Here is a 24666-nt window from a genome sequence, read left to right as displayed (position 1 = left end):
GTTACGCCTCGTCGTTCTCGTCGTCGGAAGTGTTTTCCGGTTCGTCAGCGGGCTCTTCGGCGCGCTCGGAGAGCGTCGCCTCGCCGCCGGCCTCCTCGATGAGCTCGACCGCGCCGGCGGTGAACGCGTCCGCCGTGACGCGGAGCTCGCGCCGGACCTGCCCGCCGCCGAGCACCTTCACGACGTCCGCCTCGTGGCCGTCCTCGACGACGTCGCGCGCGTCGAAGACGTACGCGTCGCCGTCCGCCTCGGCGAGGCCGTCCGCGGCGTACAGCGCCGCGTCCTCGTCGAGCTTCTGGACCTTCACTTCGAGGACCTCGGTCTGGGCGTCCTCGGGCCGCTTGAACCCGTGCTTGCCGAGCGGGCCGTAGTTGTGGTACTCGTGTTTCGCGCGACCGGCCGCGCCGCGGCCGCCGCGGTGCCCGGCGCCGCGCCGGTTCTTGTGCGTGCCGCCGCCGTGCGTGCGAGAGCCGCGCTGTCGTCGTTTCTTGCTCGTCATCGCATCGCCTCCAGGAGACTGTCGATCTCCTCGGTGCTGTGTTTCCCGAGCTCGCCGCCCTCGATCACGGGGTGTTTGATGCCCTCGTGACCGCCGCGGGGGGCGTGGAGCCGCAGCGTCGGCGAGAGGCCCTGCTCGCGCAGGGTCGTCTCCTCGTCGACGAGCGCCGCGGCCAGCGCCTCCAGGTCGGCGTAGTCGGTGTTGTCGTCGATCCACTCGTCGTCGACGTCGGCCGAGCCCTCCAGAGGCTCGCCGCGTCGCGCGATCGTTCGCGCGACGGCCTCGACGCTCGGTTCCCCGAACGCGACGACGTCGTTGACCTTCGTGATCATGCCGCGGTACGAGTCCGTCTCGGGGACGAACGTCGCGTGGTTGACGCGCCCGACGTTCAGCATGTCGAGCGTGTCCTCGACGCCGTAGTCGAGGTTGACGTCGCCGCGGAGCTGCACGATCGCCTGCATCACTCGCTCACCTCGTCGTAGTGGACCTCACGCGCGTGCTGCGGAGTGCGGGACTGCGCCGCGTTCTCCAAGGCGTTGAACGTCGCCTTCGCGAGGTTCACCGTGGTGCGCGTGTTGCCGTCGGAGTTCGTCCAGGCGTCCTCGACGCCGGCGAGCTCCAAGATGTTGCGGACCGTCTCCGCGGCCGCGAGGCCCAGCCCCTGCGGGGCGGGCTTGATCTCGACCGTGACGGAGCCGGCCTTCCCCTTCGCCGTCCGGGTCAGGGAGTTGGTGCCGCCGGGCTGGTCCTCCCAGGATCCGGAGCCGCGGTCGACGGAGATGATGTTCAGCTTCGCGACGTCGATCGCCTTCTGGATCGCACCGCCGACCTGGTCGTCGCGGGCCTGCGCGTAGCCGAGGTAGCCGTCGCGGTTGCCCACGGCGACCACGCAGCGGAACTTCACGCGCCGGCCGGAGTCGGTCATGCGCTGGACCATGTTGATGTCCAGCACCTCGTCTTCGAGCCCCGGGAGGAGCTGGTCGACGATCTCCGCCTCCTTCAGCGGGAGGCCGGAGTTGAGCGCCTGTTCCATCGACGAGATCTCCCCGTCCTGTACCTTGCGGCCGAGTCGCGTCCGCGGCTCCCAGCCGTCGTTGTGTCTACTCATGGTCCTCCTGGATTGTCTCGAGCACGTCGTCGAAGTGCTCGGGTAGCTCGCTGGCGTCGAACTCGCCGCTGTACAGCGGCTCGTCGAGCTGCTCGGCGTAGTCGGCGATGTGCTCGCCGCGCGTGCGCGACCAGTCGGCCAGCACGTCGTCGTTGTGCGGGATCTCGAGGCCCGCGTCGATCGCTCCTTCCTGTACCGCGAACGTCTTGTTGCCGGGCGTCGCCGTGTTGAGCCCGATGTCGAGGACGGCCTCGTCGAGGCCGGCGTCGACTGCGCGGGCGCCCGCGAGGAAGCCGGTGAGGTACGCGCTGGGGAGGTTGCCCGTGGGGGCGTCCCAGCCGTACTCGCCGAGCTCCTCGCTGGAGGCGGCCGCGTGGGTCTCGTCGCCGTCAGATCCGGGGGTCACCAGCTGCGCCCTGACGTGAGCGTTGCTCACCCGGGCGACCAGGCGAGGCTTGCCCGATTTCAGCAGGCGCAACCTCTGATGGTAATCCGTCCGGACCTCGCGGCGGCGCCGCATCGGCACCTTGTATCGTGGTCCTGTCGCCATTAGTCCGTCACCTCGTAACCGTACTGCGTCTCGATGAACGCCTCGAGTCGGGCGACGTCCTCGAAGTCTCCCCCGCTCGCCTTGTTGTAGAGCGTGCGGTACTCGGAGGCGTCGAGCACGTCTTCCTCGTCGCGAAGCTCCTTCAGGCGGGCCCGCTGTGCGCGGATGCGCGCCTTCCAGTCGTCTTTCGTGTCCTGTCGCGCGCCGGAGCGACCCTTCCGGGTACCGGCGCCCGACTGGTGCCCGTAGGAGCGCTTTTCGGCGCGCTCTCGGGCGCGACCGCGCGAGTTCGTCTTCTCGTCTTTCGCGCGGATCGTTCCCTGTTCGATGAGCTCGCGGACGTCCTCGCGGGTGATTGCGTCCTCGATCTCCTCCTGTGCGTCGGGGTCGAGCCAGACGCGGCCCTTGCCGACGTCGAGCTCGTCCGCTGCGAGCCGTTTCTGCGCCTTCAGATCACTCATCGTTGACCTCCACTTCGACGTAGGTCGGGTTCAGCACGCGAATGCCCCGCTCCTCCGCCTCGTCTTCGATCAGTTCGCGCTTGCGACCGCCGACCTTCGAGGCGATACGCACCGCCTGCGTGTCGCCGTCGACGCCCTCGAGGTCGTCCGTGTTGTGAACGCGGACCTCCTCGAAGCCGCTCGGGTGCAGGTCGCGCGACGCCTTCGGCGAGCGGAAGCCGGCCTCGACGACTGGGCCCTTCGACTTCATGCGGCGGCGCTGCTTGGAGAGCCCGCCGCGCGGCTTGCGCCACGACGTCGGGATCCGCTTTTTCTTGTGGTAGTCCTGCCGGTTGAACTGCGGTTTCCCCTCGCGGTGCTTCTGTGCGAGCGCGCGAGCGGTCTCGTCGTCCAGCTCCGGCGTCTTGTCGGCGTGGCCGCGGGGGCGAAGCTCCGTCTCGACGGTCTCGTCGGCGTCGGCCTCGTCGGCCTCCTCCTCGTCCGTCTCGTCTTCGATCTCCGCGTCCGCCTCCTCGTCGACCTCCAATCCGCCGACGTCGGCCTTGATACGCGCGGCGAGCGCGTTCCCGACGCCGTCGACCTCGGAGAGCTCCGACTGGGAGGCGGCCTTCACGTCCTCGACCGTCTCGTAGCCGGCCTCGCGAAGCGCGTCCGCCTTCGAGGGACCGACACCGCTGATGTCTTCCAGTTCGTCTGCCATTGATTAGGCACCTCCGGTGGGCTTCTCGACGATGTACACGCCGTCTTGGAAGACGCGCGTGTCCTTGTCGGTCACCTTCGTCAGCTGTTCGATGTCGGCGGCGGTCTGCCCGACGGCCTCCTTGTCGGAGCCCGTGAGCGTAACCGTCTCGCCGTCGACCTGTACGTCCGTGTCTCCGCGGATCGGGGTGCGCCGCGCGGCGCTCTCTCCGAGGAAGTTCTCGATGACGACCTCGTCGCCCTCCACGTTCACCTGCATCGGGAAGTGGGCGTAGTACACTTCCATCGCGTACTCCCAGCCCTCGGTGACGCCGTGGATCATGTTGGCGACGTGGCTCTCGAAGGTGCCGACCGTGGCGTTGGTCTTCGCGTCCTCGTTCTCGGAGGTGATGACCACCGCGCCGTCCTCGATCGAAACGTCGACGTCGGGGTACCAGAGGCGTCGCGTGACGCTTCCGTTGGGCCCCTCGACGGTGAGTTCGAGGTGATCGGTCTCGGCGGAGACGTCGTCCGGAATCTCGATTTCGACTCTGTTCATTGTTAGTAGACGTATGCGATCACTTGGCCGCCGATGCCCGCTTCGCGGGCCTCGTAGTGGCTCATGACGCCGTGGCTCGTCGTGACGATGAGCGTCCCGTAGTCACGGGCGGGGAGGTATCGCTTCTCCCACTTCTCGAACTCGTCCGCGCCCGCCGAGTAGCGGGGCTTGACGGCGCCACACTCGTTGATCGCGCCTTTCAGTTCGACCTCGAACTTCCCGGCCTTCCCGTCGTCGACGTACTCGAAGCCGTCGACGTACCCGCGGTCGTAGAGGACCTCGAGGACGGAGCCGATGATGTTCGAAGCGGGCTCTACCGTGTACGACAGGTGGCCAACGCTCTCGGCGTTGTCCATGCCGGCGAGCGCGTTGGTGAATGGATCGTTTCCCGTCATAATCAGCTGTACTTCTCGAATCCCATGTCTCGGGCGACCTCGCGGAAGCACTGCCGGCAGAGGTTGATGTCGTACTTGCCGACGAGTCCCTGCTCGCGGTCGCACCGCCGGCACGTGTGCCGGGAGTCGGTGCGCTTCGCGGCGTGCTCGCCCGTGTCGTTGTTCGCTTCGCTCATTCGGATACCTCGACGTCGAAGTTCGTTTCGAGGAACGCGGCCGCGTCCTCGGCTGTCATCCGGTGGCGAGCGGGGATGGTCCCCGTCGCCTTGTCGCGTTTCGAGACGCGGTAGCCGGGACGGACGATCGTGGTCGTCACGTCGAGGCCGTAGATCCCGGTGTTGGGATCGTACTCCTGGCTCGGGAAGTCGGTGTGGTCCTCGACTCCGAAGCTGAGGTTACCCGTGTCGTCGAACTGGCTCCGGCCGATCTCGACCAGGTCCAGCGCGGTCGCGAGGAACGCGTGCGCGTCCTCGCCCCGCAGCGTCACCTTCACGCCGATCGGGTCGCCCTTGCGGATCCCGAACTCGGCGATAGTGCGCTTCGAGGTGGTCCGGACCGACTGCTGGCCCGTGATCTCCTCGATGATCTCCTCGGCGTCGGCGAGGGGTTCACCGCCCTGCCCGACCCCCATGTGGACGACGACCTTCTCGAGGTACGGCTCGCGCATCTCGTGGTCGGCGCTCTCGGCTTCACTCATCCGAATCNCCCGCCTCGTCGGCGTCGTCGTCGGTGAAGTTCTCGTCGATCACGACGACGTACTCCTCGACGGTCTCGTAGCCGCCGTCGTCGCTGGCGACGGTGACGGTGTTGTCGCCGGAGCCGAGCGTCACGTCGATGTCGTCGATCTCGCCGATGTGGCCGGCGTGCTGGCCGGCGACGGCGGTGACCAGGGCGCCCTCTTCGTACTCGAAGTGGGCGACGATCTCCTTCGTCTCGTTGTCGACGACGATCGAGTCGTTCGTGTCGTAGTCCGCGTCGTCGTCGACGCGGACGTTCGTCCCGTCGTGGAGCGTCAGCTGGACGACCCCGCCGGGGACGACGGACTTGTTCGTGATCTTCCCGAGCCGGCTGCCCGCGGCGTCCTCGTCGACGGAGGTCAGCGCGAGCCGACCGCCCTCGTCGGGGAAGACGCGGAAGTACTCCCCGCGCTCGGGGAACGCCAGGATGTCGAACATCCCGATCGGACGCTGTTCGTCCGAGACGGCGTCCCCGTTGACAAGGATCGAGTCGTTGTTCAGCGCGTAGCGCGCCTCCTTCGTCGAGTCGACGTAGCCGAGCACGTCCCGCAGCAGGACGACGAGCGGAACGCCCGCCTCGCCGTGCGGGCCCGCGCCCGCCTTCACGGTGAACGTGTTCGTCTTGCGCTCGACCGGCCAGGAGTTCGGTACTGACAGTCGCTTCTGGTGTCGCGTCATTCGTTGTCCTCCTGGAGCCGCGCCTCCCGGCGCTCGTCTTCCAGGTCCAGTTCGGTCACCCGGACGTTGCTCGCCGGGATGGGGCGGGGAACCTCCTCCCCGTCCGCCTTCTCGACGGTGACGTCCTCGACCGTGATCCGCTCGGCGGACAGGTCGACGGAGACGACCTCCGCCTCCGTCCCGGCCGCGTCGCCGCGAAGCACCTCGACGGTGTCGCCGGCGTTGACGCGGACGTTCCGCTGTCCGTACTCCTCGCGGAGATCCTCGGTGAGGGTGGCCCGGACCTGATTCTGCCGCTCGTGGAGCGGCGCGGTCTCCGACCGTTTTCGCTGTTTGCGTGGCTGTTTCGTCATAGTTAGACGATCATCGTCGCGGTCGAGGCGATGCTCCCGAATCGTTCGGCGACCTCGCGAGCGACGGGGCCTTTGATCTCCGTGCCCCGCGGCTCCTCCAGGTCGTCGATGATGACGGCCGCGTTGTCCTCGAACTTCACGCGCGTGCCGTCCGGGCGGCGGATCGGCTTGCGCTGGCGGACGACGACCGCCTCCAGCACCTGCCGCCGCATCTCCGGGGTCCCTTTCGTGACCGAGACGGTCACCTTGTCGCCGATCCCCGCCTTCGGGTGGCGGTTCTTCGTGCCGGAGTAGCCCGACACGGAGATGACCTTCAGCTCACGGGCGCCGGTGTTGTCGGCGCACGTGATCAGCGAGCCCTTCGAGAGCCCCTGCGTGACGTCGGCCTTGAGCGCCTCCATCACTGATCACCAGAGAGGTTCTCGACGACGACGTGGGACTTCGTCTTCGAGAGCGGTCGCGTCTCCGCGATTTTCACTTCGTCACCGACTTCGAGCGAGTCGAGCACGCCCGGCACGTGGGCCGGGATGCGCGAGCGACGCTTCATGTACCGATCGTATTTCGGTACGAACACGTCGTACTCTCGCTCGACGATGACGGTCTTTGCCATATCCGTCGACACGACCGTTCCCTCGCGAGTCTGGCCGCGGACGGAGAGCTGCCCGTAGAACGGGCACTTCTCGTAGTCGTAATCCTCCGGGTTGTCTGGCTCCGGAGGCGTGGGTACGTCGATTCCTATCGCCATTGTGTGGCACCTCGTTCGGTGCGTTCGGCGGGCCGATGCCGCAACCGATCGCCATCCACCGTCGCGTAGACCGCGTCTTTGCACTCGCCTCGTCGGCTCGCCGGGCCCGCGCCGTCACCGGTGACGACGCTTGTGGACCCGGACGGGCCAGACTGACGGGGGCGGACCCCCGTAGTATCCGACCCGAGTTGGGACGCGGACCCCGGCGACTCTCGGTCGCCGGCGGCTTCATCTGTGCGAGCGGTCGGCGTCTCGACGACGCCGAACTCGAACGTCGCGCCCGACTTGGGCACGCGCTTGTCCCCCGACCCCGTCCGCACCACGAGGGTGCCGAACGTCTCGTCGAGCACGCGACCGGCGATGCCCACGTGGGCGTCGCTGTCGGCGTCGACCACCCGAACCGGGAGGCCGACGAGCTCGTGTCGAACGATGTTGTCGGGGGAGATCATCTTACTGTTCGTCGTCGAAGTCGCCTTCTTCCGCCTGGATCGTCTTGATCCGCGCGATGGTCTTCTTCAGCTCGTTGACGCGGCCCGGGCTCTCCGGCATGCCGCCGGCCGCTCGCTGCGCCTTCGAGTTGAGCAGCTCGGTCTCGAGCTCCTCGAGTTCGACCTCCCGCTCCGCCGCGGTCATGTCGCGGATCTCGTCGGTGTAGAGGATCGCCATATTACTCGTCCTCCTCGTCTTCCTCGTCGGCCGCTTCCATCTCCGCGACGAGGTCGGCCGCCTCGGACTCGATCTCTTCGTCGAGCTCGTCGAGCTCGTCGGCGTCGACGTCCTCGTCGACCGGTTCCTCCGCGGCGACGTCGGTCGCCTCGGTGGCCGTCTCCTGCGTCTCCTCGACGACTTCCTCGACGACCTCCTCGTCGATGACCTCCGCAGGGTCCTCGTCGGGGACGTCGACGTCCTCGTCGTCGCCCACGTCGGGCACCTCCTCGGGCTCCTCCTCGAGGAGCGACTCGACGCCCTCGTCGGCGTCGGCGTCGACCGCCGCCTGCTCGACCTCCGGGACCTCGGCGTCCTCGCGGACGTCGAAGTCGTCCGGGAGCGTCGCGCCCGGCGGGATGATCTTCACGTTGACGCCGATCGTCCCGAGCTTCATGACTGCGACGCCCTGGCCGTGGTCGACGACCTCCTCGGCGGGCTCGCCGTTGTGCTTGATGTAGCCGCGGTTGAACTTCTCGACGCGCGAACGCGCGCCGGTGACCTTCCCGCTCAGGACGATCTCGGCGCCCAGCGCGCCCGCGTCCATGATCCGGTCGATCGTCGTGTGACCGGCCTTCCGGAAGTACCAGCCGCGTTCGAGGGCGTTCGCGAGACGGTCCGCGACGATCTGGGCGTTCAGGTCGGGCTCGTCGACCTCCTGAACGTCGATCTGCGGGTCGTCCATGTCGAAGCGCTCCTCGAGCTCGGTGGTGATCTTGCGGATGTTCTTCCCGCCCTTCCCGATCACCATGCCGGGCTTTTCGGCCTTCAAGACGATCTGCGTGCCCATCGGCGTCTGGGCGACGTCCATCCCGCCGTAGCCGGCGCGGCCGAGCTCGTCCGCGAAGAACTCGTTGATCTGGGAACGGCGCAGGCCGTCCTCGATGAATTGGTGTTCGTCAGCCATTAGTTGTCAGCCTCCGGCTCCTCGATGATCAGTTCGACGTCCGCGAGCGTGGTGTTCCACTCCGTCGCGCCCGCAGCGCGGGGGTTCCGGCCGGGTCGCTCGCCGACCTTGTGGGGGGCGACGTGTTTGATGACCATCTCCTCGCCGTCGAACCCCTGCTCGTCGGCGTTGTTCTTGACGTTCTCCAAGAGCTTGAGGAAGTCCTTGGCGGCCTTCTCGGGGTACCGTCCCGCGTCCCAGCCGTCGATGTCGGAGCGGTGGCCCGCGCCGGCGTTGTGCTGGCGCATCGGCACCGAGGTCTCCTCGTCGATCACTTCCTGGAGGAACTCCTCCGCGTCGGCGACCGTCTCGCCTTTGATCTCTCGGGAGATCTCCTTGCTGTCCTTCACGCTGATGGGCCGGTCACGGAGCATCCCCTTGGCGGTGGTCTCCGGGTCGGCCTCGACGCTGTAGTTGATTCCCATGGGTTACTTGAGGGGCACGAACTTCGAGGACCGGGTCGCGCCGATGCCGGCCTGGCCGTGTTCGACGGTGCTTCGTGTCAGGTGGAACTCGCCCAGGTAGTGGCCGATCATCTCGGGCTCGACCTGAACGCGCTCGAAGCTGTGGCCGTTGTACACGGCGAAGGTGACGCCGACGAACTCCGGCAGGACCGGCATGTCGCGCAGGTGCGTCCGGATCGGGTCGTCCGCCGTCGTCTCCTTGTCGCGGCTCCGGACCGTCTCCAGCAGCTTCTGCTGTTCGGTGCCGAGTCCGCGAACGATGCTTCGCCGCTGGCGTGCGGGGAGCAGTTCCGCGACCTCGTCTACGTCCATCTCCTGCAGCTCGTCGAGCGAGTGACCGCGGTAGGCGAACTCCTTGCCCTCGCGGCCGGTTCGGTAGTCTGAACTCATTTGTTGCCACCTCGTCCGGTGCGCTTGGATGCGATGTCACCGACCTTGCGTCCCGGCGGGGCGTCCCGCGAGACGGACTTCGGCTGACCGGGGTGTTGGCGACCACCGCCACCGAAGGGGTGGTCGACGGCGTTCATCGCGACGCCGCGCACGCGCGGGTATTTGGTGCCGCGCGCCTTCATCTTGTGGTGCTTGTTGCCGGCCTTGACGAAGGGCTTCTCCGTCCGGCCGCCGCCCGCGACCACGCCGATCGTGGCGCGGCACTGGGGGTCGAGGCGCTTCACTTCGCCGCTGGGGAGCTGGACGACCGCGACGTCGCGGTCGTGGGTGAGAAGCGTCGCCGACACGCCGGAGGCGCGCGCGAACTTCCCGCCGTCCCCGCGGTTGCTCTCGACGTTACAGACCGGGACGCCCTCGGGGATCTCCGCCAGCGGGAGCGTGTTGCCCGGCTTGATCTCGGCCGAGACGCCGACCTGGATCGTCTCGCCCACGCGCACGCCTTCCGGCGCGAGCACGAGGCGACGGTCGTCGTCCTCGAACTCGACCTCCGCGAGGGGGGCCGAGCGGGCCGGATCGTGTTCGATCCCGACGATCTCGCCGGTGATCGTGTCCACGTCTTCGAGCTTCTTGTGCGACAGTTCCGCCTTGTAACGGTGGGAGGGGGCCCGGAACGTCGGGCCGCCGCGTCCGCGCCGTTGTCCTTGAATTCGTCGTCCCATCTCAGAACACCCCGATGCGCGAGGCGATTTCGGTCGCGTCGTCGTCCGCGGACAGGGTGACGATCGCCTTCTTCTCGCCCTGCGGCGTCACCTGCGTGTTCACGTTGACGACGCCCACGTCGTAGCGCTCAGCGACCTCGGATTCGATCTCCGGTTTGGTCGCGTCCACGTCGACGAGGAACAGCAGCTTGTTGTTGAAGTCCATCTCGTTCATCGCCTGCTCGGTGACGATCGGATGCTCGATGATCGAGTTCATCGGTCCGCCACCTCCTCGACGGCGCTCTCGGTCCACAGCGTGAGTCGGCCCGGGTGCGCGCCGGGCGCGAGGTCCTCCGCGTTGACCTCGCGAGCGGTCGCGACGTCGACGCCCGCGAGGTTGCGGGCGGCGCGGGACGGCTCCTCACTGGTGACGACGAGAACGGACTTCGGCTGTCGGTACTTCCGACCGCGGGCCTTCCCCTGTCCGGCGCGGACGGAGCGGCCCTCCTCGGCGCGCGTGATGTCGGCGTCGACGCCGACCGCTTCGAGCACGCCCAGGGCCTCCTGGGTCTTCTCGAGCTCCTCGAACTCGTCGCTCACGACGAGCGGGAGGTCGAGGTCCTCGTCGAACGCGTGGCCGCGCTCGGCGACGAGCTCGGCGTCGGTCGTGGCCGCGATGGCCGACCGGATCGCGAACTGTCGCTCCTTGTCGTTGAGGCTCTTCGTCTGGTCCTTCTCGGCCTTCGGCGGGTGCGCGGCGCGCCCCGACACGGCGTGCGGGACGCGACGGGCGACGTTCTCGGAACGTGGCACGTGCGCGAGCCCGCGGCCGGAGCCGAACGACTCGGCGGGCGTCCGCAGCCCGGCGAACTCGTCGGCCCCGTAGGCCTGCTTCCGGTTTGCCTGGGCGGCGCCGACCGCGCGACCGATGAGGTCCGGTCGGAACGCGGTCTCGAAGACGGCCGGCAGATCGATGCTGCCCGCCTCGTCGCCGTCCAGGTTGTGTACTGTTGCGTTCATTGGTTATCCCTGGTTGGATTCGGTGGAAACGTACCGGACCTCGGGGTCGAGGCGCGGCTGGTCGTTCGGCCGGATGGCCGGGCGGAGTCGTAGCAGACGCTGGTCCGGTCCGGGCAGCGAGCCCTTGATGAGCGCGTACTCGCCGTCGACCTCGCCGTAGTTGACGAAGCCGCCGTCGACGGAGGCGTCGTCGCCCTCGCCGAAGTCGATGAGGCGCTTGTTGAGCTCGGTGCGCTGGTGGTAGCCGGTCTGGCCCTGCTGGGGCACGGTGGAGCGGACGCGGGAGGGGTTCCACGGACCGAGGTTGCCGATCCGGCGCCGCCATCCCTGGCGGGCGTGTTTGCCCTTCCGCTTTTGAACGCCCCATCGCTTGACGGGGCCCTGCGTCCCCTTCCCCTTCGTGATGCCGGAGACGTCGGTGTACTGGCCGGCGCGGAAGACGTCGCCGAACTCGTGGGCGCCGCCGTCGGCGACCAGGTCCAGCGCGAAGTCGGCGCGCTCCTCGAGGGAGCCGCCGCCGACGCGCGTCTCCATGACATCGGGCTTCTTCTTGGGGACGTTCGAGAGGTCCGAGGGCGCCGTGTGCGTGATGACGCGCACGTCGTCGACGACGTCGTCGTCGAGCAGCGCGCGCAGCTCGTCGGCGTCTTCCTCGAATGTTTCCTCGGCCGGCAGGTCGAGCGCGCGGTCGAGCTCCTCGTGGAACTCGGTCGCCCAGACCTCTTCGACCGGTTTCTGTCCGTACGGCGTGTTCTCGTAGGCGCGCACGGCGACGGCGTACATCTGCGGCGTCTCGACGACGGTGACGGGGACGGCCTCTTCCATCCCTTCACGCGGCGAGTTCGCCTCGTCGTTGACCATCATGACGTGGGTCATCCCGGCCTTGTAGCCGGCGAATCCCTGCAGCGCAGGGGCCCCGTCGTCTTCTGGCCACGAACGGATGCGCGGCACCTCGCTGTCTGCGCGGGTGCGCGGGCCGTAGCCCAGCGAGCCTTTTCGTGGTCGGCTTGGTTGTGGCATGTGTTTACTCCGTGAGTGTGAGCGAGCCGAGGGTCGCGAACAGAGCCTCCTCCGTCCGGACGACCTCGCTCGCCTGTGCCGGGATCGTGTTCAGCCAGAGGTCGAACCCCGGATCGGGTTCGACCGAGCGGCCGTCGGCGACGGCCGCCCGAATGCGGTCGGGCGAAAGCCCGAGCATCTCCGGAAGCCCCCGCTCGGGCGCGCCGAAGACGACGGTGTAACCGCCGGCCTTCCGCGCGTCCGAGACGAGGTCGCCGAGCCGCGAGACGGAGAGCGATTCTCCGTGTCGCGACGTCGCGACGGCCACTCCGTCGCCGGCGAGCGCTTCCGACAGGTCCGCGGCCACGACCTGGAACCCCTCCTCGGGCTTCCCGGCGATGCGGGCGCGGACCGGTTCTCTCGAAGAGACCCTGATGGTGACGCGCTCCCCCTGCTCGACCTCCATTCCGGAGGGAACGAGCAGGGAGATCGGGTGTTCCCGCAGCGGGGAATTGACCCGGACGCGGCCTTCAGGTCCGACCTCGGTCACGAGTCCCTGTGTTTTCGACTCTCCCCCGCTAGGGGTCGAGCCGGTCCGCCACGGCACGCGGAGCGGGGGGAGCACGCCGACGTACCGGAGCTCGTCGCGCTGCCCCCAGAGGTCCTTCCGGAGCTCCGGCGGCGTCGCGGCGTACCCCAGCACGGTGCGGACGTACTCCCCGCCCCGTCGGCCGTCGCCTTCCCGGTCGGGGAAGACGACGAGCCGATCCGCCCGGAACACCGCCGCCGCACGGGCGACGTAGCCGAGTTTGCGAGTCGCCTCGCGGTCGTCCTCGGCTTCCCGGACGAGCGAAGACGGAACACAGATCGTGAGTCCGTCTTCGGTACGCATCGTGGCGAGACTGTAACCCTCGATTCCGGACGCCACCGTAAAAGGATAGCGGTCCTGATTCCCGGCTGTGGCGCGTTCACACGGGGTCTGGCGGGAGATTTCGACTGTGAATCGAGAGAGTCCGTCACACGGACCGGGGGTCCGACCCGAGCGCGACCGTTCGGCTCAGGCCGGAACGATCCGCGCCACGGGGGCGTCACCAGCGTCAACCGCGACGTAGATGTGGCCGCTGCTTGGTTCGACCGCGACCGCGCGCATACGCCACTCCCGGTCGTCGAGCAGCGGATCGCGCTCGGTCACGGTCGCGTCGCGGCCGTCGCCGTCGACCGTGAACCGCCCGAGGTACCGCGCCGCGAGCGTGCCCGCGAAGAGGTCTCCCCGCCACTTCGGGAACGCGTCGCCGTCGTAGAAGACCGCCCCGCTCGGCGGGAAGCCCCCGGAGCCGCAGGGCCAGTAGTGGACCGGCGCGATCACGTCGTCGCGCTCGTCGTGGCCCGGCGCCACGGGGTCGTCGGTCCCGTAGCGGCACGCCTCGCTCGCGATCGGCCACCCGTAGTTGCCCGCGCGCTCGATGGCGTTGATCTCGTCGCCGTCCTCCTCGCCGTGCTCGCACTGCCAGAGCGCGTTCGTCTCGCGTCGCACCGCCATCGCCTGCGGATTGCGGTGGCCGTAGCTGTAGATCGCGTCGGCCGCGTCCGGGTCGTCGACGAAGGGGTTGTCAGGGTGCGCGTCGCCGTCGGGCGTGAGCCGCAGCGTCGCGCCCAGGTCGTTCGAGCGGTCCTGCGAGACGTGGTCGGGGCCGAAGTCGGTGTCGCGCCGGTCCCCGACCGTGACGAACAGCGCGCCGTCCGGCCCGAACGTCGCCCGAGACCCGAAGTGGAGGTTCGTGTCGCGGAACGGCTCGGCGACGAACAGCGCCTCGAAGCCGTCGAGCGCCGGCGTCCCGCCGTCGCCGTCGAGCGCGAGCCGCCCGGCGCCGACGTGGGTCGTCGCGCCGCTGGCTCCGTCGCCGGCCGGGCTGTCGGCGGCGCTCGCCGAGTACGTGAGGTAGACGCGCGGGTCGTCGGGGTAGTCGGGGTGGACCGCGACGTCGAGCAGGCCGCCCTGGCCCTCGGCGAACACCTCGGGCGCGCCCGCGACCGCCTCGACGGTCCCGTCCGCGGGGTCGAGGAGCGAGAGTCGGCCGGGCCGTTCGGTGACGAGCAGGCGGCCGTCGTCGGGCAGGAAGGCGAGCCCCCACGGGTTCTCGAACCCCTCGGCGACGGTCTCGACGTCGTAGTCGACGTCCGCGCCGTCGTCCGGCGGCGGGTCCTCGTCAGGGTCGTCGCTCCCGTCACCGCCGTTCCCGCCGAGACAGCCGGAAAGCGTCGGGAGGGCGGTCGCTCCGACGAAACCGCCGGCCGCGCGGATGGCGGTGCGTCTGTCGATGCGGTCGGGGATGTCGGTCATCGTTCGGGTTCGTGTCTACGTGCGGACGCGGCACCGATGACCCTTCCGCCGACCGTCGTTCGGAACCCTTATATCTCCGACCCGGGCTACGATCGAATGCGAAGCACGCACCGGTAGTGTAGTGGTATCACGCAACCTTGCCATGGTTGCAACCCGAGTTCAAATCTCGGCCGGTGCATTTTCTAACTGACTTCGACAGTTAGCGTTCGCTTCACTTCGTTCAGCGAACTCTCGAACGTAGTGAGAGAAATCTCCGAGAGGGATTTGAACGCTAACAGTTATTTATAAACGGACAACGGGGCGGCGGCGAACGGCTCCGAATCCCTGCTGTTCTCTTATAAATAGTTGACTCGGTGTCTACGACGAACACCTCCAAAGCCCCAGCCGCGAGGACTCGCGCGGCTTGCTGCGTTCCTCACTCGGTCGCTACGCTCCCTCGCTGCGGTACTTGCTGCGCCGTGCTTCGCCCTCGCGGCTGCCCCTTTGAGTCCCACGCCGCACAGCACCGCCCCGTGCCTCACGCCTCCCCAGCCTCGTCGGTCGCCGTCGCTTCGCTCGGCGACCGACTCCCTCGCGCGGTGCTGCTCGCGGCCGTTCGGCCGCTCGCAGGCACGCGCCACCGCCGACCGTTTATAAGCGGTCGAGGAACTGCGCCTACAGTTTAAATACCTCTACGCGGCCCCCGAGAACCGCGACCGTGGCGGGTTCCCCGACCGGTAGTTTCAATCGGCGATCCGTCGAAGGCGTTCGCGTGACCGTACCAACGAAGACGCTGCCGAGCGGCGCGGAGCTGCCGGCGCTCGGACTCGGCACGTACGACCTCAGCGACGGCGAGACTGCCGACAGCGTGCGCGCGGCGCTCGACGCGGGCTACGCGCACATCGACACCGCGGAGGGGTACATGAACGAGGCGGCCGTCGGCGACGCCCTCGCGGCGAGCGGCGTCGACCGCGACGACGTGTTCCTCACCTCGAAGGTGCTCGCGAAGAACCTCAACTACGAGTCGGTGATCGAGTCCTGCGAGGCGTCGCTCGACCGGCTCGGCACCGACTACCTCGACTTATACCTCATCCACTGGCCGAACCCCGCCATCTCGCTGCGGGAGACGCTCCGGGCGATGGCGGAGCTTCGCGAGCGCGGGCTCGTCCGCGACGTCGGCGTCTCGAACTTCAGCGCGTACCAGCTGAGCTGCGCGCATCACATTTCCGACGTCCCCATCGCGGTCAACCAGATCGAGTTCCACCCCTGGTTCCAGCGGCCCGACCTCGTCGACTACTGCCGCGAGACGGATACGGTGGTCGAGGCGGCGGCGCCGCTCGCGCGGACCGACGTGTTCGGCGACGAGGTCGTCGCGGATCTGGCAGAGAAGTACGACAAGCATCCGGCGCAGGTCGTCGTCCGGTGGGCGATAGACAGCGGCGTCGTCCCGCTACCGCGCTCGTCGACCCCGGAGCACGTCCGGGCCAACGCCGACCTCGACTGGGAGCTCGACGAGGCCGATCGGCGACGGCTCGACGAGCGCGACCGCGACGCGCCGGTGTACGACACCCCGGCGCGCGACTGGACGAGCGACGTGTACGGGATCGAGCAGTAGCGAACCCGGAGTTACTTCGCGTCGCCGAGGTCGACCGGCTCCCCGGTCTCGGCGGACTCGTAGACGCCGGCGAGCGCGTCCATGTCCGTGAGCGCGTGCTCGCCGTCGGGGTGGAACGGCTCGCCCGCCAGCAGCTGGTGGCCGAAGTAGGCGAACTCCTCTTCGATCTGGTGGACCTGCTCGAAGTCGACGTCGACGCGCGTGCCGTCGCGGACGACGGCGAACCCGCGGTCCTCGCGCTCGTAGAACGCGGGATCGAGAATCAGCCGGGCGTCCGTGCCGGTGACCTCCAGTCGGCTCGCGTGCTGGGCGTTCTGGCTCACCGTACACAGCGCGTCCACGTCGCCGGGGAAATCCAGCCGGAACGACGCGTGCTCGTCGACGTCGGCGAACGCCTCGTGCTCCGAGCGCGTCCGCCCGGAGACGCGGACCGGGTCCGCGCCGAGCGCGAACCGCGTCGTGTTGAGCGGGTAGACGCCCAGATCCATGACCGCGCAGCCGCCGGACAGCTCCGGGTCGAGCCGCCACTGGTCCGTGTCGCTCCCGAGCTCGCCGAGCATCGTCTGCGACATCGTCGCGTGGACGTGGGTCACCTCGCCCGCGACGCCCGCGTCGAGGAGGTCGCGGAGCCGCCGGACCGCGGGGTCGGTCTGCATCCGATAGCCGACCATCAGCGGCACGTCGGCGTCGCGGCACGCGCTCACGAGCCGGCGGGCGCGCTCCGGCGTGACCTCCAGCGGCTTCTCGCAGAGGACCGCCTTCCCCTGTCCGGCGGCGGCCTCGACGTACTCCAGGTGGGTCGCGTTGGGCGTGGCGACGTAGACCGCGTCGTACTCGTCGGCGACGGCGCCCGACCGGAACTCGTCGGGCGTCACGCCGGTCAGGTCGCGCTCGGCCGCGACCGACTCGACCGCGGCGGCGTCGACGTCGGTGACGACGGTCGCCTCGGTGTACGCCGACCGAGCGATGCCGGGCAGCGCCCACTCCCGGGCGAACCAGCCGAGGCCGACGACCGCGACCCGGACGGGGTCGGTGACGGCGTCGGGGGCGAGCGTCTCCCAGTCCCGGCGCGTGAACTCGTCGAGGTACTCCGCGAAGGCGGCGTCCATGTCGGGACCTCCGAACGGCGGGGTCAAATAACCACGGCGACGGGGGCGCGGGAACGCTCCGCGGCCGCGGGCGTCACGTCAGGGGGTTCTCGCCGTCCGTCGCCGCGACGGTGACCTGGACGGCGCCGTCGGCGGCGTCGTGCGTCCACTCCCCGGGACCGGGGTCGTCGGCGACCCGCTCGTAGGAGTCGTCGTTCACCGCGAGCGCCGCCGGCGGGTCGTCGAAGCGCCGCAGGCGGGCGGACGCGACGTCCGGCGGAACGTCGAGCGTCACCGAGTCCGACGCGGTCGCGTGGACCGCCGTGACGGAGACGAGTTCGTCGGCGCCGGCGTCGAAGTGCTCGAACGTCGCCTCACGGGGGGCGGCCGTCTCGCCGCTGGAACCGAACTCGACACGGAGGTGGATCGGTCCGCGGTCGCCGTCGAGGTGCTGCGTCCACGTCCGGTACGGAACGATGCTCCCCGCGCGGACGTACGCCGGCATCGTGTCGAGGGGGACGTCGACGTCGAGCGACCGGCCGCCGTCGTACCGCGCGCCCGACCAGTAGTCGACCCACTCCCCCTCGGGGAGGTACACCTCGCGTCGGCCGCCCGGGCGCAGTATCGGCGCGATCAGAAGCTCCTCCCCGAGGAGGTACTGCGTGTCGATGGCCCTCGCCGCCGGGTCGTCCTCGAACTCGAGCACCAGCGGCCGCATCACCGGAAGCCCCGTCCTGGCGGCCCGTTCGGCGTACGTGTATAAGTACGGGAGGAGCCGGTAGCGCTCCTTCGCGTAGTCGCGGACGATCGCCTCCGCGTCCTCGCCGAAGTGCCACGGTTCCCGGGGCGTCGTCCCGTGGAACCGAGCGTGGCTGGTTCCCAGCAGCCCCCACTGGGCCCAGCGGACGTACAGCTCCGGCGTCGGTTCGCCGCGGAACCCCCCGATGTCGGTGGCCCAGAAGGGGTATCCCGAGAGCCCGAGGCTGAGTCCGCCTCGGAGGTTCGCCGCCATCGCCTCGAAGGTCGTGTCGGGGTCGCCGCCCCAGTGGATCGGGAACACCTGGTCGCCGATCCAGCCGGAGCGGACCCACAGCGTCGGCCGTTCTCGCCCGGCCGCGCGGAGCGCGTCCTGAACCGTTTCGTAGTACAGCCGCGGGTAGCGGTTCCGCATCGCCGCGCCGGTTTTGCCGTTGCTCAACACGGCGTCTCGCGGGAGGTACTCCCCGAAGTCGAGCTTGAAGACGTCGACGCCCGACTCGGCCAGTTCCCGGTGCCGCTCCGCCCACCACTCCCGGGCGCCGGGGTCGGTGAAGTCGACGATTCCGCCCCGGTCGTCGACGCTGAGCCTCGAGAGAACGTACGGGCTTCCGGTCCCGTCCTCGACGAGGTACCCGCGGTCGGCGAACTCCTCGAACAGCGGGGAGTCGACCCGGACGTAGGGGTACTCCCAGAGGGAGAGCTTGAACCCGCGGTCCGCGAGCGACTCGATCATCGCCTCGGGGTCCGGGAAGGCGTCCTCGTCCCACGCGAGGTCACAGATGGTCTCGATGTCCATCCAGTACGGGTCCACGTGGAGCACGTCGCAGGGGATCTCCCGCTCCCGAAGGGTCTCGGCCACCGACTCCAGTTCGTCTCGGGACTGGTAGCTGAGCCGCGACATCCACACGCCGAACGTCCACCGCTCGGGGCGGTGCGGCCGTCCGGTGAGCGCGGTGTACCGCCGGAGCAGCTCTTTCAGCCGGTCGCCCGTGAAAAAGAAGAACCGCAGGGCGTCGCCTTCCACCCGGAGATCGATGGTCCCGGACGAGGACGCCCCGAAGTCGAAGGTCGTCTTGCGGGCGGTGTCGGCCAACAGCCCGTATCCGCGCGTCGAGAGGTACAGCGGGACGTTCTTGTGTGCGAACTCGGTCTCGGTGCCGTTGGGCTGGGTCACCCACGACTCGATCACCCGTCCGCGCTTGTCGAGGTCAGTGAACTTCTCGCCCAGACCGAAGACGCGCTCATCCGGGCCCAGCCCGAACGCCGTTCCCGTCTCGGTCACCCTGAGCGGCCAGCGGTTGACCTCCTCCTCGACGAACCGCAGCGGCTGCGTCCGCCGTTCGCCCTTGGCGGTGCGGTCGTCGCGGCGCTCGCGGAGGAGCCGATCGCCGTCCGCGCGGACCTCGAAGGCCCACTCCTCCAGACCGATGCGCAGCGACAGCGCCGTCGTTTCGACGCGGAGCGTCCCGTCGCTCTCGGTCGCCGAAAGTGAGACTGGGCGCCGGACGGCGTCGATATCGTACGAGATCGGGGAGCCGGCGGTCGGGTTCTCCGGTGTCGACAGCATCTCGAACCGGAACACGTCCGGCGCGTAAAACCGGATCCGAACCGGGACGGTTCGGTCGTCGTCGGTCGTCGCAGCGCCGGACGTCTCGAGCCGGCACTGGAGTTCGACCGCGGCGTCGGAGAGAGAGTAGGAGTCGACGGCAGAGACGAGGTGGGTCACCATTGGAAGCGCGTACGAAAGCCAGGCTCTTTTTTGTGGTGGTCACGCCCGAATCGGCGGTTTCACCGGTGGATCCGGCGCGTGAACGTGAACACGAACAGCGCGATCAGGAACGCCCCGATGAACCCCTCCACGGCCGAGGTGATCTCCTGTGTCAGGGTCGTCGTTCCCGGCGGTCCGAGGACGAACGAGATGAACGACTGGAACGAGAAGGTCAGCGCTTCGAGCGGGCCCAGTTCCCCGGCGAGGCCGGACCGGTTCCAGTAGAGGTACCCGAAGCCGCAGATGAGGGCCAGCGACGTGACCACCACCCGGTACGGCAGTTCACCGTAGCCCGTCGAGGCCGCGAGCAGCCACGACCGGGCCCACCGGGAGCCGTCTCTGAGTCGTCCGAGGACCCCGGCCTCGGAGTCACCGTACAGCGCGTTGTCAAGGTACTCCGCCCGGTGGAACCGCATCTCGCGGTAGAACAACGCCCCCGCGGTGACGTTGTCACCGGCCGCGTCAGCGCCGTTTTTGGCGTAGGCGTACGTCGCCTGGAGCGCGGAGTGGTCGGCCTCCCGGTCGTGGCGCGGGCACACCGCGTCGTCGACGATGTAGCGGCCCGCGTGTTCGGGCCCGTCCCCGCAGTAGCAGGGGATCGCCATCGGGTCGACATCGAACCGGTGGATCCAGTTGTCGACGCGGGAGAGGTCGATGGCGTCGTCGTCGGTGAAGTCGAACCCGTCGTAGCGCGTCCGGAGGAGCCGGAGCCGCGTGAAGAGGAGCTCGTCGGGGTCTCCGGTGAACTTGACGTCGCCCAGCGTCGTTCGAAACAGGTCGTACACCGCCTTTCCGCCGCCGTCGGGCTGGCCGAGCGTCCCCCGGGTCACGGTCGAGCGAGCCAGGTCGACGTAGCCGGTCGCCCCGCCCGTGTCCGGCGACTTGAACTGGAGCCTCGACAGCTCCGCGTCCCGTATCCGAACGTCGCCGCCGACGACGGTGCGGTCGAACGAGAGGCGGCCGGTCACCGTCGCCATGTCCGCGCTCACCGACCCCCTGAACGCCGGGGTCGACCGGACCGGGCCGTTCGGGGGCGGCTCGACGAAGTCGGCCTCGTCGACCTCGAGGTCGCCTTCGCAGAGCACCCGGTCGAAGCTGACTCGGCCGCCGAAGTACGCGCGCTTGAAGTCCGCGAGATCGAAGAACCGAGCGGCTTGGAAGCGGGCGTCGCGGCGGAACAGGGCGTCGTTGAACATCGCGAGGTCGTCGAAGTCGGCCGCGAGGAAGGAGGCGTGACCGAGGAACCGGGCGTGCCCGGCGCTGACGGACCTGTCGAACTGCGCCTCGCGGAACAGTGCCGGTCGGCGGAACAGCGCGCTCTTGAGGTCGAGGAAGTCCGAAAACGTCGCGCGGCTGAAGTCGATGCCGAAGTCGACGCGTTCCAGGGCCGGATCGAGGACGTCGCTCCCGGGGGTGGCCGGCGGCGCGGCGCCGGGATCGAACGTCGCGCCGGAGAAGTCGACCGGCTGCTCGAACTCGGTCTTCCGACAGACGACGGCGCCGAACTCGGCGTGCCTGAAGTCGATCGTCTCCCGGCTCCCCCCGCCGATCTGGCGCTGTTCGAGGTCGAGCCTCGGAAACTTCGCACCGACGAACTGGCACCGCCGCCGGCTGACGACGGGGTCGCTCTCCGCGTTGGCCGCCTCGACGGCCTCGACGAGTCGGACCGAGACGTTCGCGAGGTCGGTCGGCGGCCGCTCCTCGGGGTCGAGGTGGAAGAGGCACCGGTCGCGGTCGCCGTACGCCTCGTGCGGACAGTGCCAGACGCCGTCCTCGACGCCGGAGCCCGCCTCGGAGCTCCCGAGACGCCACTTCGGAGGAGAGTCCAGCCACGGGAACGCCGCCTCGTAGTCGGGGACGGGAAAGCGGAACCGGCAGCTCCCGTTCACTCGGAGCGTCACGACTCCGTCCTATTTCGACGTTGATAATAAAACCATGCGGCCGCGAACGCCGGCGTTCGGAGACCGCGCTTCGGCCTGGAAAGCCCCTCAGTCGTCGGTCTCCCAGCGGCCGTCGTACGCCACCCGCGGCCGGTCGGCCTCGGCGCCGATCTCTCGGAGCGCCTCCGTCGCGCGCTCGACCGGGGCAGGGGCGGCGCGGTCGAGCGGGTCGGCGGTCGCCTCGGCGAACCGGACCGTCCAGTCGCCGTCGACCACGAGCGCCGCGCGGCGCGGAATGTCCGAGTGACCCTCCCACGAGTCCGCGAGCAGGCCGTACGACTCGGCGACGCCGCCGTGGAAGTCGCTGACGACCGGGAACGGGAGGTCGAACCGGTCGGCGTACGCGAACCCGGCGTACAGCGAGTCGCCCGTGAGCGCGGCGACGGCGAGGTCGTCGCGGTCGGCCCAGCCGGCGTCGCGGACCGCGGCGAGCTCGGCCGTACACGTCGGCACGAACGTCGCGGGCGCGAACAGGAGCGCGACCGCGTCGTGGGCCTCAACGAGCCGGAACAGCGCCAGCTCGTCGGCGCGCTCGCCAGTGACCGCGGGCGCGGCGAAGTCCGGAGCCGTGTCGCCGACGTCGATCATACGGGTATCACGGGGATCGGTGCGCGCGTGGGCGGTAAATAGCCACGCCCCAGCCGTGCGGGAACGAGCGGAGCGGACCCGCGCCGCGCGATAATCGGGGCGTTGCCGGGTGCTACCGTCCCTCTCGACGGGACTTATGCGCGTGGGGCGCGGAGGTTCGTCGTGATCGGCCCCCACGCGGAGACGGCGCTCGCCCTCGTCGGTACCTACGGGGCCGTCGCGGTCTTCGCCGTCTTCGCCCTCGAAGGCGCCCTCGTGGGGAAGGTGTTGCCGGCGCGGACGCTGTTCGTCGCGGCCGTGGTCGCCGCGGGCGTCGAGGCGGTCGCGGTGCTCCCGGTGTTCGCCGCGGCGGTGACCGGCGCGACGGTCGGCCAGTCCCTCCTCTTCGTCGGCGTCCGCCGGTTCGACGCGGACCCGACGTCGCTCCCCCTCGTCCCGGTCGACGAGGCCCGACTGGACGGCGCGGGCCGCTGGTTCGACCGGTGGGGGCTCCCCGCGGTGGCGGCCTCGAACGCGGTCCCGGGGACGCGCGGCTGGCTCGCCGTGCCGACCGCGAACGCCTCGACCGTCTCCGCGCCGCGGTTCGCCGCCGCGTCGCTGGTCGGGTCCGCCGCCTACGCCGGCGCGCTGCTCGCGGTCGGGCTGGCCGTCGGGCTCGGGCTCGACGGCGCCGTCGGGGCGTACGGCGGCGAGCTGGTCGCGGCGCTGTAGGCCGGGCCGACCCGTTCCGCCGGTTACAGGACCGTTCCGTGTTTCTTGTCGGGCAGATCCTTCTGAACGTCCTCGTAGAAGTCGAACCGCGCGGCCAGTTCCGCGCGGAGGTCGGAGGGCGGGACGATCTCGTCGATGACGACCTCGCTGGCCATCCGGTGGACGTCGATCCCCTCGCGGTACTCCTCGCGCAGGCGCTCCTCCTCGGCCGCGCGCTCCTCCGGGTCGTCGATCTCGGCGAGCTTGCGGGCGTAGACCGCGTTGATGGCGGCCTCCGGGCCCATGATCCCGATCTCGCCGGAGGGGAGCCCGATGACGCTCTCGGGGTCGTAGGCGGGGCCGCCCATCGCGTAGATCCCCGCGCCGTACGCCTTCCGGACCACGACGGTCTGTTTCGGGACCGTCGCCGAAGAGGTGGCGTAGATCATCTTCTTCCCCTTCTCGAGGATGGCGTCCTTCTCGACCTGCGAGCCGGCCATGAAGCCGGGCGTGTCACAGAGATACAACAGGGGGATCTCGTAGGCGTCGCAGGTCCAGATGAACTCCGCGGCCTTCTCCGCCGCGTCCGGGAAGATGGCGCCGGAGCGCTCAGTGGGCTGGTTGGCGACGACGCCGACCGGCCGGCCGTCGATCCGGCAGAACGCCGTGACGATCTCCGGGCCGTACCCCTCCTTCAGCTCGAAGACGGACTCGGCGTCGGCGATCCGGTCGATCAGGTCGTGGGCGTCGTACGGGCGGTTCGGCGCCTCCGGGATCAGCTCGTCGATCCCGTCGGGCGAGAACTTCGGCGGCTTCGTCTCGCGTTTCGGGGGCTTCTCGCCGGCCTGATCGGGGAGGTAGCCGATCAGCTTCGAGACCAGTTCGCGGGCGTGCTCCTCGTCGCGCGCGATCAGGTCGGCGGAGCCGGACTCCTCGGCGTGGACGCGGGGGCCGCCGAGGTCCTCCAGGTCGATCTCCTCGCCGGTGACCATCTCGACCATCCGCGGCGAGGCGATCGCCATCGCGGACATGTCCTCGACCATCACGGTGAAGTCCGCGAAGACGGGCGTGTAGGCGGCGCCGGCGATACAGGGGCCGTAGAGGACGCAGATCTGGGGGACGGCGCCGGAGAGCATCGAGTGGTTGTAGTAGTACTTCCCGATCCCCTCGCGGTTGGCGAAGAAGCCCGTCTGCTGGTCGATCCGCCCGCCGGAGGAGTCCATCAGGTAGAGGACGGGGTTGCCCGTCTTCAGCGCGCGCTGTTGCATCCGGAGGAACTTCTCGACGCCCTTCGACGCCATCGACCCCGCCTTCACGGTGAAGTCGTTGGCCATGAAGTGGACGTCGCGCCCCTCGAACTCGGCGGCGCCCGTCAGCAGGCCGTCGCCCGGGAGGCGGTCGCCGCCCGCCTCGTTCCGCTCCCCGTCCTCGCCGGCGGGCGCGTCCGGGTGCCAGTCGTCGAAGGCGGCGAACTTCCCGTCCTCGAACTTCACGCCCGCGGGGTCGCCGTCGGCCGCGCTCGCGTCGCCGGCGCCCCGCGTCCCGTCCTCGCCGCCGAACCAGAGGTCGAGGCGGTCGCGGACGAACAGCTTCCCCTGCTCGGAGAGCCGGTCGCGGTACTTCTCCGGGCCGCCCTCGCGGATGTCGGCGATTTCGGCGCGGAGGTCGCGCTCGCGCTCCGTGGGCCCGAGGTCGTCGTCGAGCGGGTAGCTCGGTTCGGACGGCTCGGCGCTCGCGAGCGGCGTCTCCTCGCCCTCGATGTGGACGTCGACGTCGACGCCGAGGTGTTCCGCGAGCGACTTCGCGATCGCCTCGGCCTCCTCGGGGGTCGCCGCCGCGCCGACGTGGACTTTCATGGACGCAAGATTTGCGGAGAGTCCTAAACAGTTTTCCATGCGAGATCGGCGGCGGGC

The 24666-nt window shown here is 69.4% G+C and carries 32 protein-coding genes and 1 tRNA gene; 3 read left to right on the top strand and 30 right to left on the bottom strand.

Annotated features, from left to right (window positions below):
• Nucleotide 1: 1 nt before the first annotated feature.
• From C466_RS01215 to C466_RS01095, 25 genes are all read right to left on the bottom strand, one after another.
• Nucleotides 2-499, bottom strand: coding sequence for an uL15m family ribosomal protein (locus C466_RS01215; RefSeq protein ID WP_004597404.1), 498 nt, complete (start codon nt 497-499; stop codon nt 2-4).
• A complete protein-coding gene (locus tag C466_RS01210) occupies nt 496-960 on the bottom strand; it encodes a 50S ribosomal protein L30 (RefSeq protein ID WP_004597406.1) in 465 nt (154 codons plus the stop codon). Before C466_RS01210 ends, C466_RS01215 begins: the two co-directional genes overlap by 4 nt.
• A complete protein-coding gene (locus C466_RS01205; RefSeq protein WP_004597408.1) occupies nt 960-1607 on the bottom strand; it encodes a 30S ribosomal protein S5 in 648 nt (215 codons plus the stop codon). Before C466_RS01205 ends, C466_RS01210 begins: the two co-directional genes overlap by 1 nt.
• Nucleotides 1600-2157 carry a 50S ribosomal protein L18 gene (locus tag C466_RS01200; protein WP_004597410.1) on the bottom strand — a complete coding sequence of 186 codons (558 nt, stop codon included), beginning with the start codon at nt 2155-2157 and terminating at the stop codon, nt 1600-1602. The genes C466_RS01205 and C466_RS01200 overlap by 8 nt, the downstream gene beginning before the upstream one ends.
• A complete protein-coding gene (locus C466_RS01195) occupies nt 2157-2618 on the bottom strand; it encodes a 50S ribosomal protein L19e (protein ID WP_004597412.1) in 462 nt (153 codons plus the stop codon). Before C466_RS01195 ends, C466_RS01200 begins: the two co-directional genes overlap by 1 nt.
• Nucleotides 2611-3318: a 50S ribosomal protein L32e gene (locus C466_RS01190; RefSeq protein WP_004597414.1), complete on the bottom strand. Its 708-nt coding sequence runs from the start codon at nt 3316-3318 to the stop codon at nt 2611-2613. Before C466_RS01190 ends, C466_RS01195 begins: the two co-directional genes overlap by 8 nt.
• 3 nt (nt 3319-3321) lie before the next feature.
• Nucleotides 3322-3855 (bottom strand): 50S ribosomal protein L6, encoded by a 534-nt coding sequence (locus tag C466_RS01185; protein ID WP_004597416.1) that lies wholly within the window; start codon nt 3853-3855, stop codon nt 3322-3324.
• A gap of 2 nt (nt 3856-3857) precedes the next feature.
• A complete protein-coding gene (locus tag C466_RS01180; protein WP_004597419.1) occupies nt 3858-4250 on the bottom strand; it encodes a 30S ribosomal protein S8 in 393 nt (130 codons plus the stop codon).
• Nucleotides 4251-4252: 2 nt separating this feature from the next.
• Complete coding sequence (locus C466_RS01175) at nt 4253-4426, bottom strand: 30S ribosomal protein S14 (protein WP_004597423.1); 174 nt, start codon at nt 4424-4426, stop codon at nt 4253-4255.
• Entirely contained in the window at nt 4423-4947 is a 525-nt protein-coding gene (locus C466_RS01170) for a 50S ribosomal protein L5 (protein ID WP_004599533.1), read from the bottom strand. The genes C466_RS01175 and C466_RS01170 overlap by 4 nt, the downstream gene beginning before the upstream one ends.
• A complete protein-coding gene (locus C466_RS01165; RefSeq protein ID WP_004597426.1) occupies nt 4940-5665 on the bottom strand; it encodes a 30S ribosomal protein S4e in 726 nt (241 codons plus the stop codon). The genes C466_RS01170 and C466_RS01165 overlap by 8 nt, the downstream gene beginning before the upstream one ends.
• On the bottom strand, nt 5662-6018 hold the full coding sequence (rplX, locus tag C466_RS01160) for a 50S ribosomal protein L24 (protein WP_004597427.1): 357 nt from the start codon (nt 6016-6018) through the stop codon (nt 5662-5664). The genes C466_RS01165 and rplX overlap by 4 nt, the downstream gene beginning before the upstream one ends.
• A 2-nt stretch (nt 6019-6020) precedes the next feature.
• Nucleotides 6021-6419 (bottom strand): 50S ribosomal protein L14, encoded by a 399-nt coding sequence (locus C466_RS01155; RefSeq protein WP_004597429.1) that lies wholly within the window; start codon nt 6417-6419, stop codon nt 6021-6023.
• Entirely contained in the window at nt 6419-6763 is a 345-nt protein-coding gene (locus C466_RS01150) for a 30S ribosomal protein S17 (protein WP_004047221.1), read from the bottom strand. Before C466_RS01150 ends, C466_RS01155 begins: the two co-directional genes overlap by 1 nt.
• Nucleotides 6754-7212 carry a ribonuclease P protein component 1 gene (locus C466_RS01145; protein ID WP_004597438.1) on the bottom strand — a complete coding sequence of 153 codons (459 nt, stop codon included), beginning with the start codon at nt 7210-7212 and terminating at the stop codon, nt 6754-6756. Before C466_RS01145 ends, C466_RS01150 begins: the two co-directional genes overlap by 10 nt.
• Before the next feature lies 1 nt (nt 7213).
• Entirely contained in the window at nt 7214-7429 is a 216-nt protein-coding gene (gene rpmC / locus C466_RS01140) for a 50S ribosomal protein L29 (protein WP_004597441.1), read from the bottom strand.
• A gap of 1 nt (nt 7430) precedes the next feature.
• On the bottom strand, nt 7431-8375 hold the full coding sequence (locus tag C466_RS01135) for a 30S ribosomal protein S3 (protein ID WP_004597442.1): 945 nt from the start codon (nt 8373-8375) through the stop codon (nt 7431-7433).
• Entirely contained in the window at nt 8375-8839 is a 465-nt protein-coding gene (locus tag C466_RS01130) for a 50S ribosomal protein L22 (protein ID WP_004597444.1), read from the bottom strand. Before C466_RS01130 ends, C466_RS01135 begins: the two co-directional genes overlap by 1 nt.
• A 3-nt stretch (nt 8840-8842) precedes the next feature.
• Nucleotides 8843-9268, bottom strand: a complete 426-nt coding sequence (locus C466_RS01125) for a 30S ribosomal protein S19 (protein ID WP_004599532.1) — start codon at nt 9266-9268, stop codon at nt 8843-8845.
• Complete coding sequence (locus C466_RS01120) at nt 9265-9987, bottom strand: 50S ribosomal protein L2 (protein ID WP_049897897.1); 723 nt, start codon at nt 9985-9987, stop codon at nt 9265-9267. The genes C466_RS01125 and C466_RS01120 overlap by 4 nt, the downstream gene beginning before the upstream one ends.
• 1 nt (nt 9988) lies before the next feature.
• Nucleotides 9989-10243 carry a 50S ribosomal protein L23 gene (locus C466_RS01115; protein ID WP_004597450.1) on the bottom strand — a complete coding sequence of 85 codons (255 nt, stop codon included), beginning with the start codon at nt 10241-10243 and terminating at the stop codon, nt 9989-9991.
• Nucleotides 10240-10986, bottom strand: coding sequence for a 50S ribosomal protein L4 (gene rpl4p / locus C466_RS01110; RefSeq protein WP_004597452.1), 747 nt, complete (start codon nt 10984-10986; stop codon nt 10240-10242). The genes C466_RS01115 and rpl4p overlap by 4 nt, the downstream gene beginning before the upstream one ends.
• A 3-nt stretch (nt 10987-10989) precedes the next feature.
• The gene (locus tag C466_RS01105; RefSeq protein WP_004597454.1) at nt 10990-12006 is read right to left on the bottom strand and encodes a 50S ribosomal protein L3; all 1017 of its coding nucleotides are present in this window, start codon (nt 12004-12006) and stop codon (nt 10990-10992) included.
• 4 nt (nt 12007-12010) lie between these two features.
• On the bottom strand, nt 12011-12877 hold the full coding sequence (locus C466_RS01100; RefSeq protein ID WP_004599531.1) for a putative RNA uridine N3 methyltransferase: 867 nt from the start codon (nt 12875-12877) through the stop codon (nt 12011-12013).
• Between the two features lie 165 nt (nt 12878-13042).
• Nucleotides 13043-14326: a PQQ-dependent sugar dehydrogenase gene (locus tag C466_RS01095; RefSeq protein WP_004597458.1), complete on the bottom strand. Its 1284-nt coding sequence runs from the start codon at nt 14324-14326 to the stop codon at nt 13043-13045.
• Between the two features lie 107 nt (nt 14327-14433).
• Between C466_RS01095 and C466_RS01090 the strand changes: the two genes are divergently transcribed.
• Together C466_RS01090 and C466_RS01085 are read left to right on the top strand one after the other, a co-directional pair.
• Nucleotides 14434-14504 (top strand) — tRNA-Gly (locus C466_RS01090).
• A gap of 573 nt (nt 14505-15077) precedes the next feature.
• Nucleotides 15078-15920: an aldo/keto reductase gene (locus C466_RS01085; RefSeq protein WP_004597476.1), complete on the top strand. Its 843-nt coding sequence runs from the start codon at nt 15078-15080 to the stop codon at nt 15918-15920.
• An 11-nt stretch (nt 15921-15931) separates the two neighbouring features.
• Here C466_RS01085 and gfo6 read toward each other — a convergent pair whose 3' ends face one another.
• From gfo6 to C466_RS01065, 4 genes are all read right to left on the bottom strand, one after another.
• Nucleotides 15932-17029 (bottom strand): D-xylose 1-dehydrogenase Gfo6, encoded by a 1098-nt coding sequence (gfo6, locus tag C466_RS01080; RefSeq protein ID WP_004597478.1) that lies wholly within the window; start codon nt 17027-17029, stop codon nt 15932-15934.
• 73 nt (nt 17030-17102) lie between these two features.
• On the bottom strand, nt 17103-19496 hold the full coding sequence (locus tag C466_RS01075; RefSeq protein WP_004597480.1) for a TIM-barrel domain-containing protein: 2394 nt from the start codon (nt 19494-19496) through the stop codon (nt 17103-17105).
• Between the two features lie 59 nt (nt 19497-19555).
• The gene (locus C466_RS01070) at nt 19556-21436 is read right to left on the bottom strand and encodes a pentapeptide repeat-containing protein (RefSeq protein WP_004597482.1); all 1881 of its coding nucleotides are present in this window, start codon (nt 21434-21436) and stop codon (nt 19556-19558) included.
• 87 nt (nt 21437-21523) lie between these two features.
• A complete protein-coding gene (locus tag C466_RS01065; RefSeq protein WP_004597483.1) occupies nt 21524-22063 on the bottom strand; it encodes a redoxin domain-containing protein in 540 nt (179 codons plus the stop codon).
• 162 nt (nt 22064-22225) lie between these two features.
• Between C466_RS01065 and C466_RS01060 the strand changes: the two genes are divergently transcribed.
• On the top strand, nt 22226-22774 hold the full coding sequence (locus C466_RS01060; RefSeq protein ID WP_004597485.1) for a DedA family protein: 549 nt from the start codon (nt 22226-22228) through the stop codon (nt 22772-22774).
• A gap of 23 nt (nt 22775-22797) precedes the next feature.
• Here C466_RS01060 and C466_RS01055 read toward each other — a convergent pair whose 3' ends face one another.
• Nucleotides 22798-24609 (bottom strand): acyl-CoA carboxylase subunit beta, encoded by a 1812-nt coding sequence (locus tag C466_RS01055; protein ID WP_004597487.1) that lies wholly within the window; start codon nt 24607-24609, stop codon nt 22798-22800.
• Between the last annotated feature and the right edge of the window lie 57 nt (nt 24610-24666).

Source organism: Halorubrum distributum JCM 10118, assembly GCF_000337335.1.
Taxonomy (GTDB): domain Archaea; phylum Halobacteriota; class Halobacteria; order Halobacteriales; family Haloferacaceae; genus Halorubrum; species Halorubrum distributum.
Note: the sequence above shows the minus strand (reverse complement) of the source record. Positions and strands in the feature narration are given on the sequence as shown.

What these genes read in the sequence shown, in the direction of transcription:
- C466_RS01215 (WP_004597404.1), bottom strand. Translation starts at nt 499, where the DNA reads ATGACGAGCAAGAAACGACGACAGCGCGGCTCTCGCACGCACGGCGGC.
- C466_RS01210 (WP_004597406.1), bottom strand. Translation starts at nt 960, where the DNA reads ATGCAGGCGATCGTGCAGCTCCGCGGCGACGTCAACCTCGACTACGGC.
- C466_RS01205 (WP_004597408.1), bottom strand. Translation starts at nt 1,607, where the DNA reads ATGAGTAGACACAACGACGGCTGGGAGCCGCGGACGCGACTCGGCCGC.
- C466_RS01200 (WP_004597410.1), bottom strand. Translation starts at nt 2,157, where the DNA reads ATGGCGACAGGACCACGATACAAGGTGCCGATGCGGCGCCGCCGCGAG.
- C466_RS01195 (WP_004597412.1), bottom strand. Translation starts at nt 2,618, where the DNA reads ATGAGTGATCTGAAGGCGCAGAAACGGCTCGCAGCGGACGAGCTCGAC.
- C466_RS01190 (WP_004597414.1), bottom strand. Translation starts at nt 3,318, where the DNA reads ATGGCAGACGAACTGGAAGACATCAGCGGTGTCGGTCCCTCGAAGGCG.
- C466_RS01185 (WP_004597416.1), bottom strand. Translation starts at nt 3,855, where the DNA reads ATGAACAGAGTCGAAATCGAGATTCCGGACGACGTCTCCGCCGAGACC.
- C466_RS01180 (WP_004597419.1), bottom strand. Translation starts at nt 4,250, where the DNA reads ATGACGGGAAACGATCCATTCACCAACGCGCTCGCCGGCATGGACAAC.
- C466_RS01175 (WP_004597423.1), bottom strand. Translation starts at nt 4,426, where the DNA reads ATGAGCGAAGCGAACAACGACACGGGCGAGCACGCCGCGAAGCGCACC.
- C466_RS01170 (WP_004599533.1), bottom strand. Translation starts at nt 4,947, where the DNA reads ATGAGTGAAGCCGAGAGCGCCGACCACGAGATGCGCGAGCCGTACCTC.
- rplX (WP_004597427.1), bottom strand. Translation starts at nt 6,018, where the DNA reads ATGACGAAACAGCCACGCAAACAGCGAAAACGGTCGGAGACCGCGCCG.
- C466_RS01155 (WP_004597429.1), bottom strand. Translation starts at nt 6,419, where the DNA reads ATGGAGGCGCTCAAGGCCGACGTCACGCAGGGGCTCTCGAAGGGCTCG.
- C466_RS01150 (WP_004047221.1), bottom strand. Translation starts at nt 6,763, where the DNA reads ATGGCGATAGGAATCGACGTACCCACGCCTCCGGAGCCAGACAACCCG.
- C466_RS01145 (WP_004597438.1), bottom strand. Translation starts at nt 7,212, where the DNA reads ATGATCTCCCCCGACAACATCGTTCGACACGAGCTCGTCGGCCTCCCG.
- rpmC (WP_004597441.1), bottom strand. Translation starts at nt 7,429, where the DNA reads ATGGCGATCCTCTACACCGACGAGATCCGCGACATGACCGCGGCGGAG.
- C466_RS01135 (WP_004597442.1), bottom strand. Translation starts at nt 8,375, where the DNA reads ATGGCTGACGAACACCAATTCATCGAGGACGGCCTGCGCCGTTCCCAG.
- C466_RS01130 (WP_004597444.1), bottom strand. Translation starts at nt 8,839, where the DNA reads ATGGGAATCAACTACAGCGTCGAGGCCGACCCGGAGACCACCGCCAAG.
- C466_RS01125 (WP_004599532.1), bottom strand. Translation starts at nt 9,268, where the DNA reads ATGAGTTCAGACTACCGAACCGGCCGCGAGGGCAAGGAGTTCGCCTAC.
- C466_RS01120 (WP_049897897.1), bottom strand. Translation starts at nt 9,987, where the DNA reads ATGGGACGACGAATTCAAGGACAACGGCGCGGACGCGGCGGCCCGACG.
- C466_RS01115 (WP_004597450.1), bottom strand. Translation starts at nt 10,243, where the DNA reads ATGAACTCGATCATCGAGCATCCGATCGTCACCGAGCAGGCGATGAAC.
- rpl4p (WP_004597452.1), bottom strand. Translation starts at nt 10,986, where the DNA reads ATGAACGCAACAGTACACAACCTGGACGGCGACGAGGCGGGCAGCATC.
- C466_RS01105 (WP_004597454.1), bottom strand. Translation starts at nt 12,006, where the DNA reads ATGCCACAACCAAGCCGACCACGAAAAGGCTCGCTGGGCTACGGCCCG.
- C466_RS01100 (WP_004599531.1), bottom strand. Translation starts at nt 12,877, where the DNA reads ATGCGTACCGAAGACGGACTCACGATCTGTGTTCCGTCTTCGCTCGTC.
- C466_RS01095 (WP_004597458.1), bottom strand. Translation starts at nt 14,326, where the DNA reads ATGACCGACATCCCCGACCGCATCGACAGACGCACCGCCATCCGCGCG.
- gfo6 (WP_004597478.1), bottom strand. Translation starts at nt 17,029, where the DNA reads ATGGACGCCGCCTTCGCGGAGTACCTCGACGAGTTCACGCGCCGGGAC.
- C466_RS01075 (WP_004597480.1), bottom strand. Translation starts at nt 19,496, where the DNA reads ATGGTGACCCACCTCGTCTCTGCCGTCGACTCCTACTCTCTCTCCGAC.
- C466_RS01065 (WP_004597483.1), bottom strand. Translation starts at nt 22,063, where the DNA reads ATGATCGACGTCGGCGACACGGCTCCGGACTTCGCCGCGCCCGCGGTC.
- C466_RS01055 (WP_004597487.1), bottom strand. Translation starts at nt 24,609, where the DNA reads ATGAAAGTCCACGTCGGCGCGGCGGCGACCCCCGAGGAGGCCGAGGCG.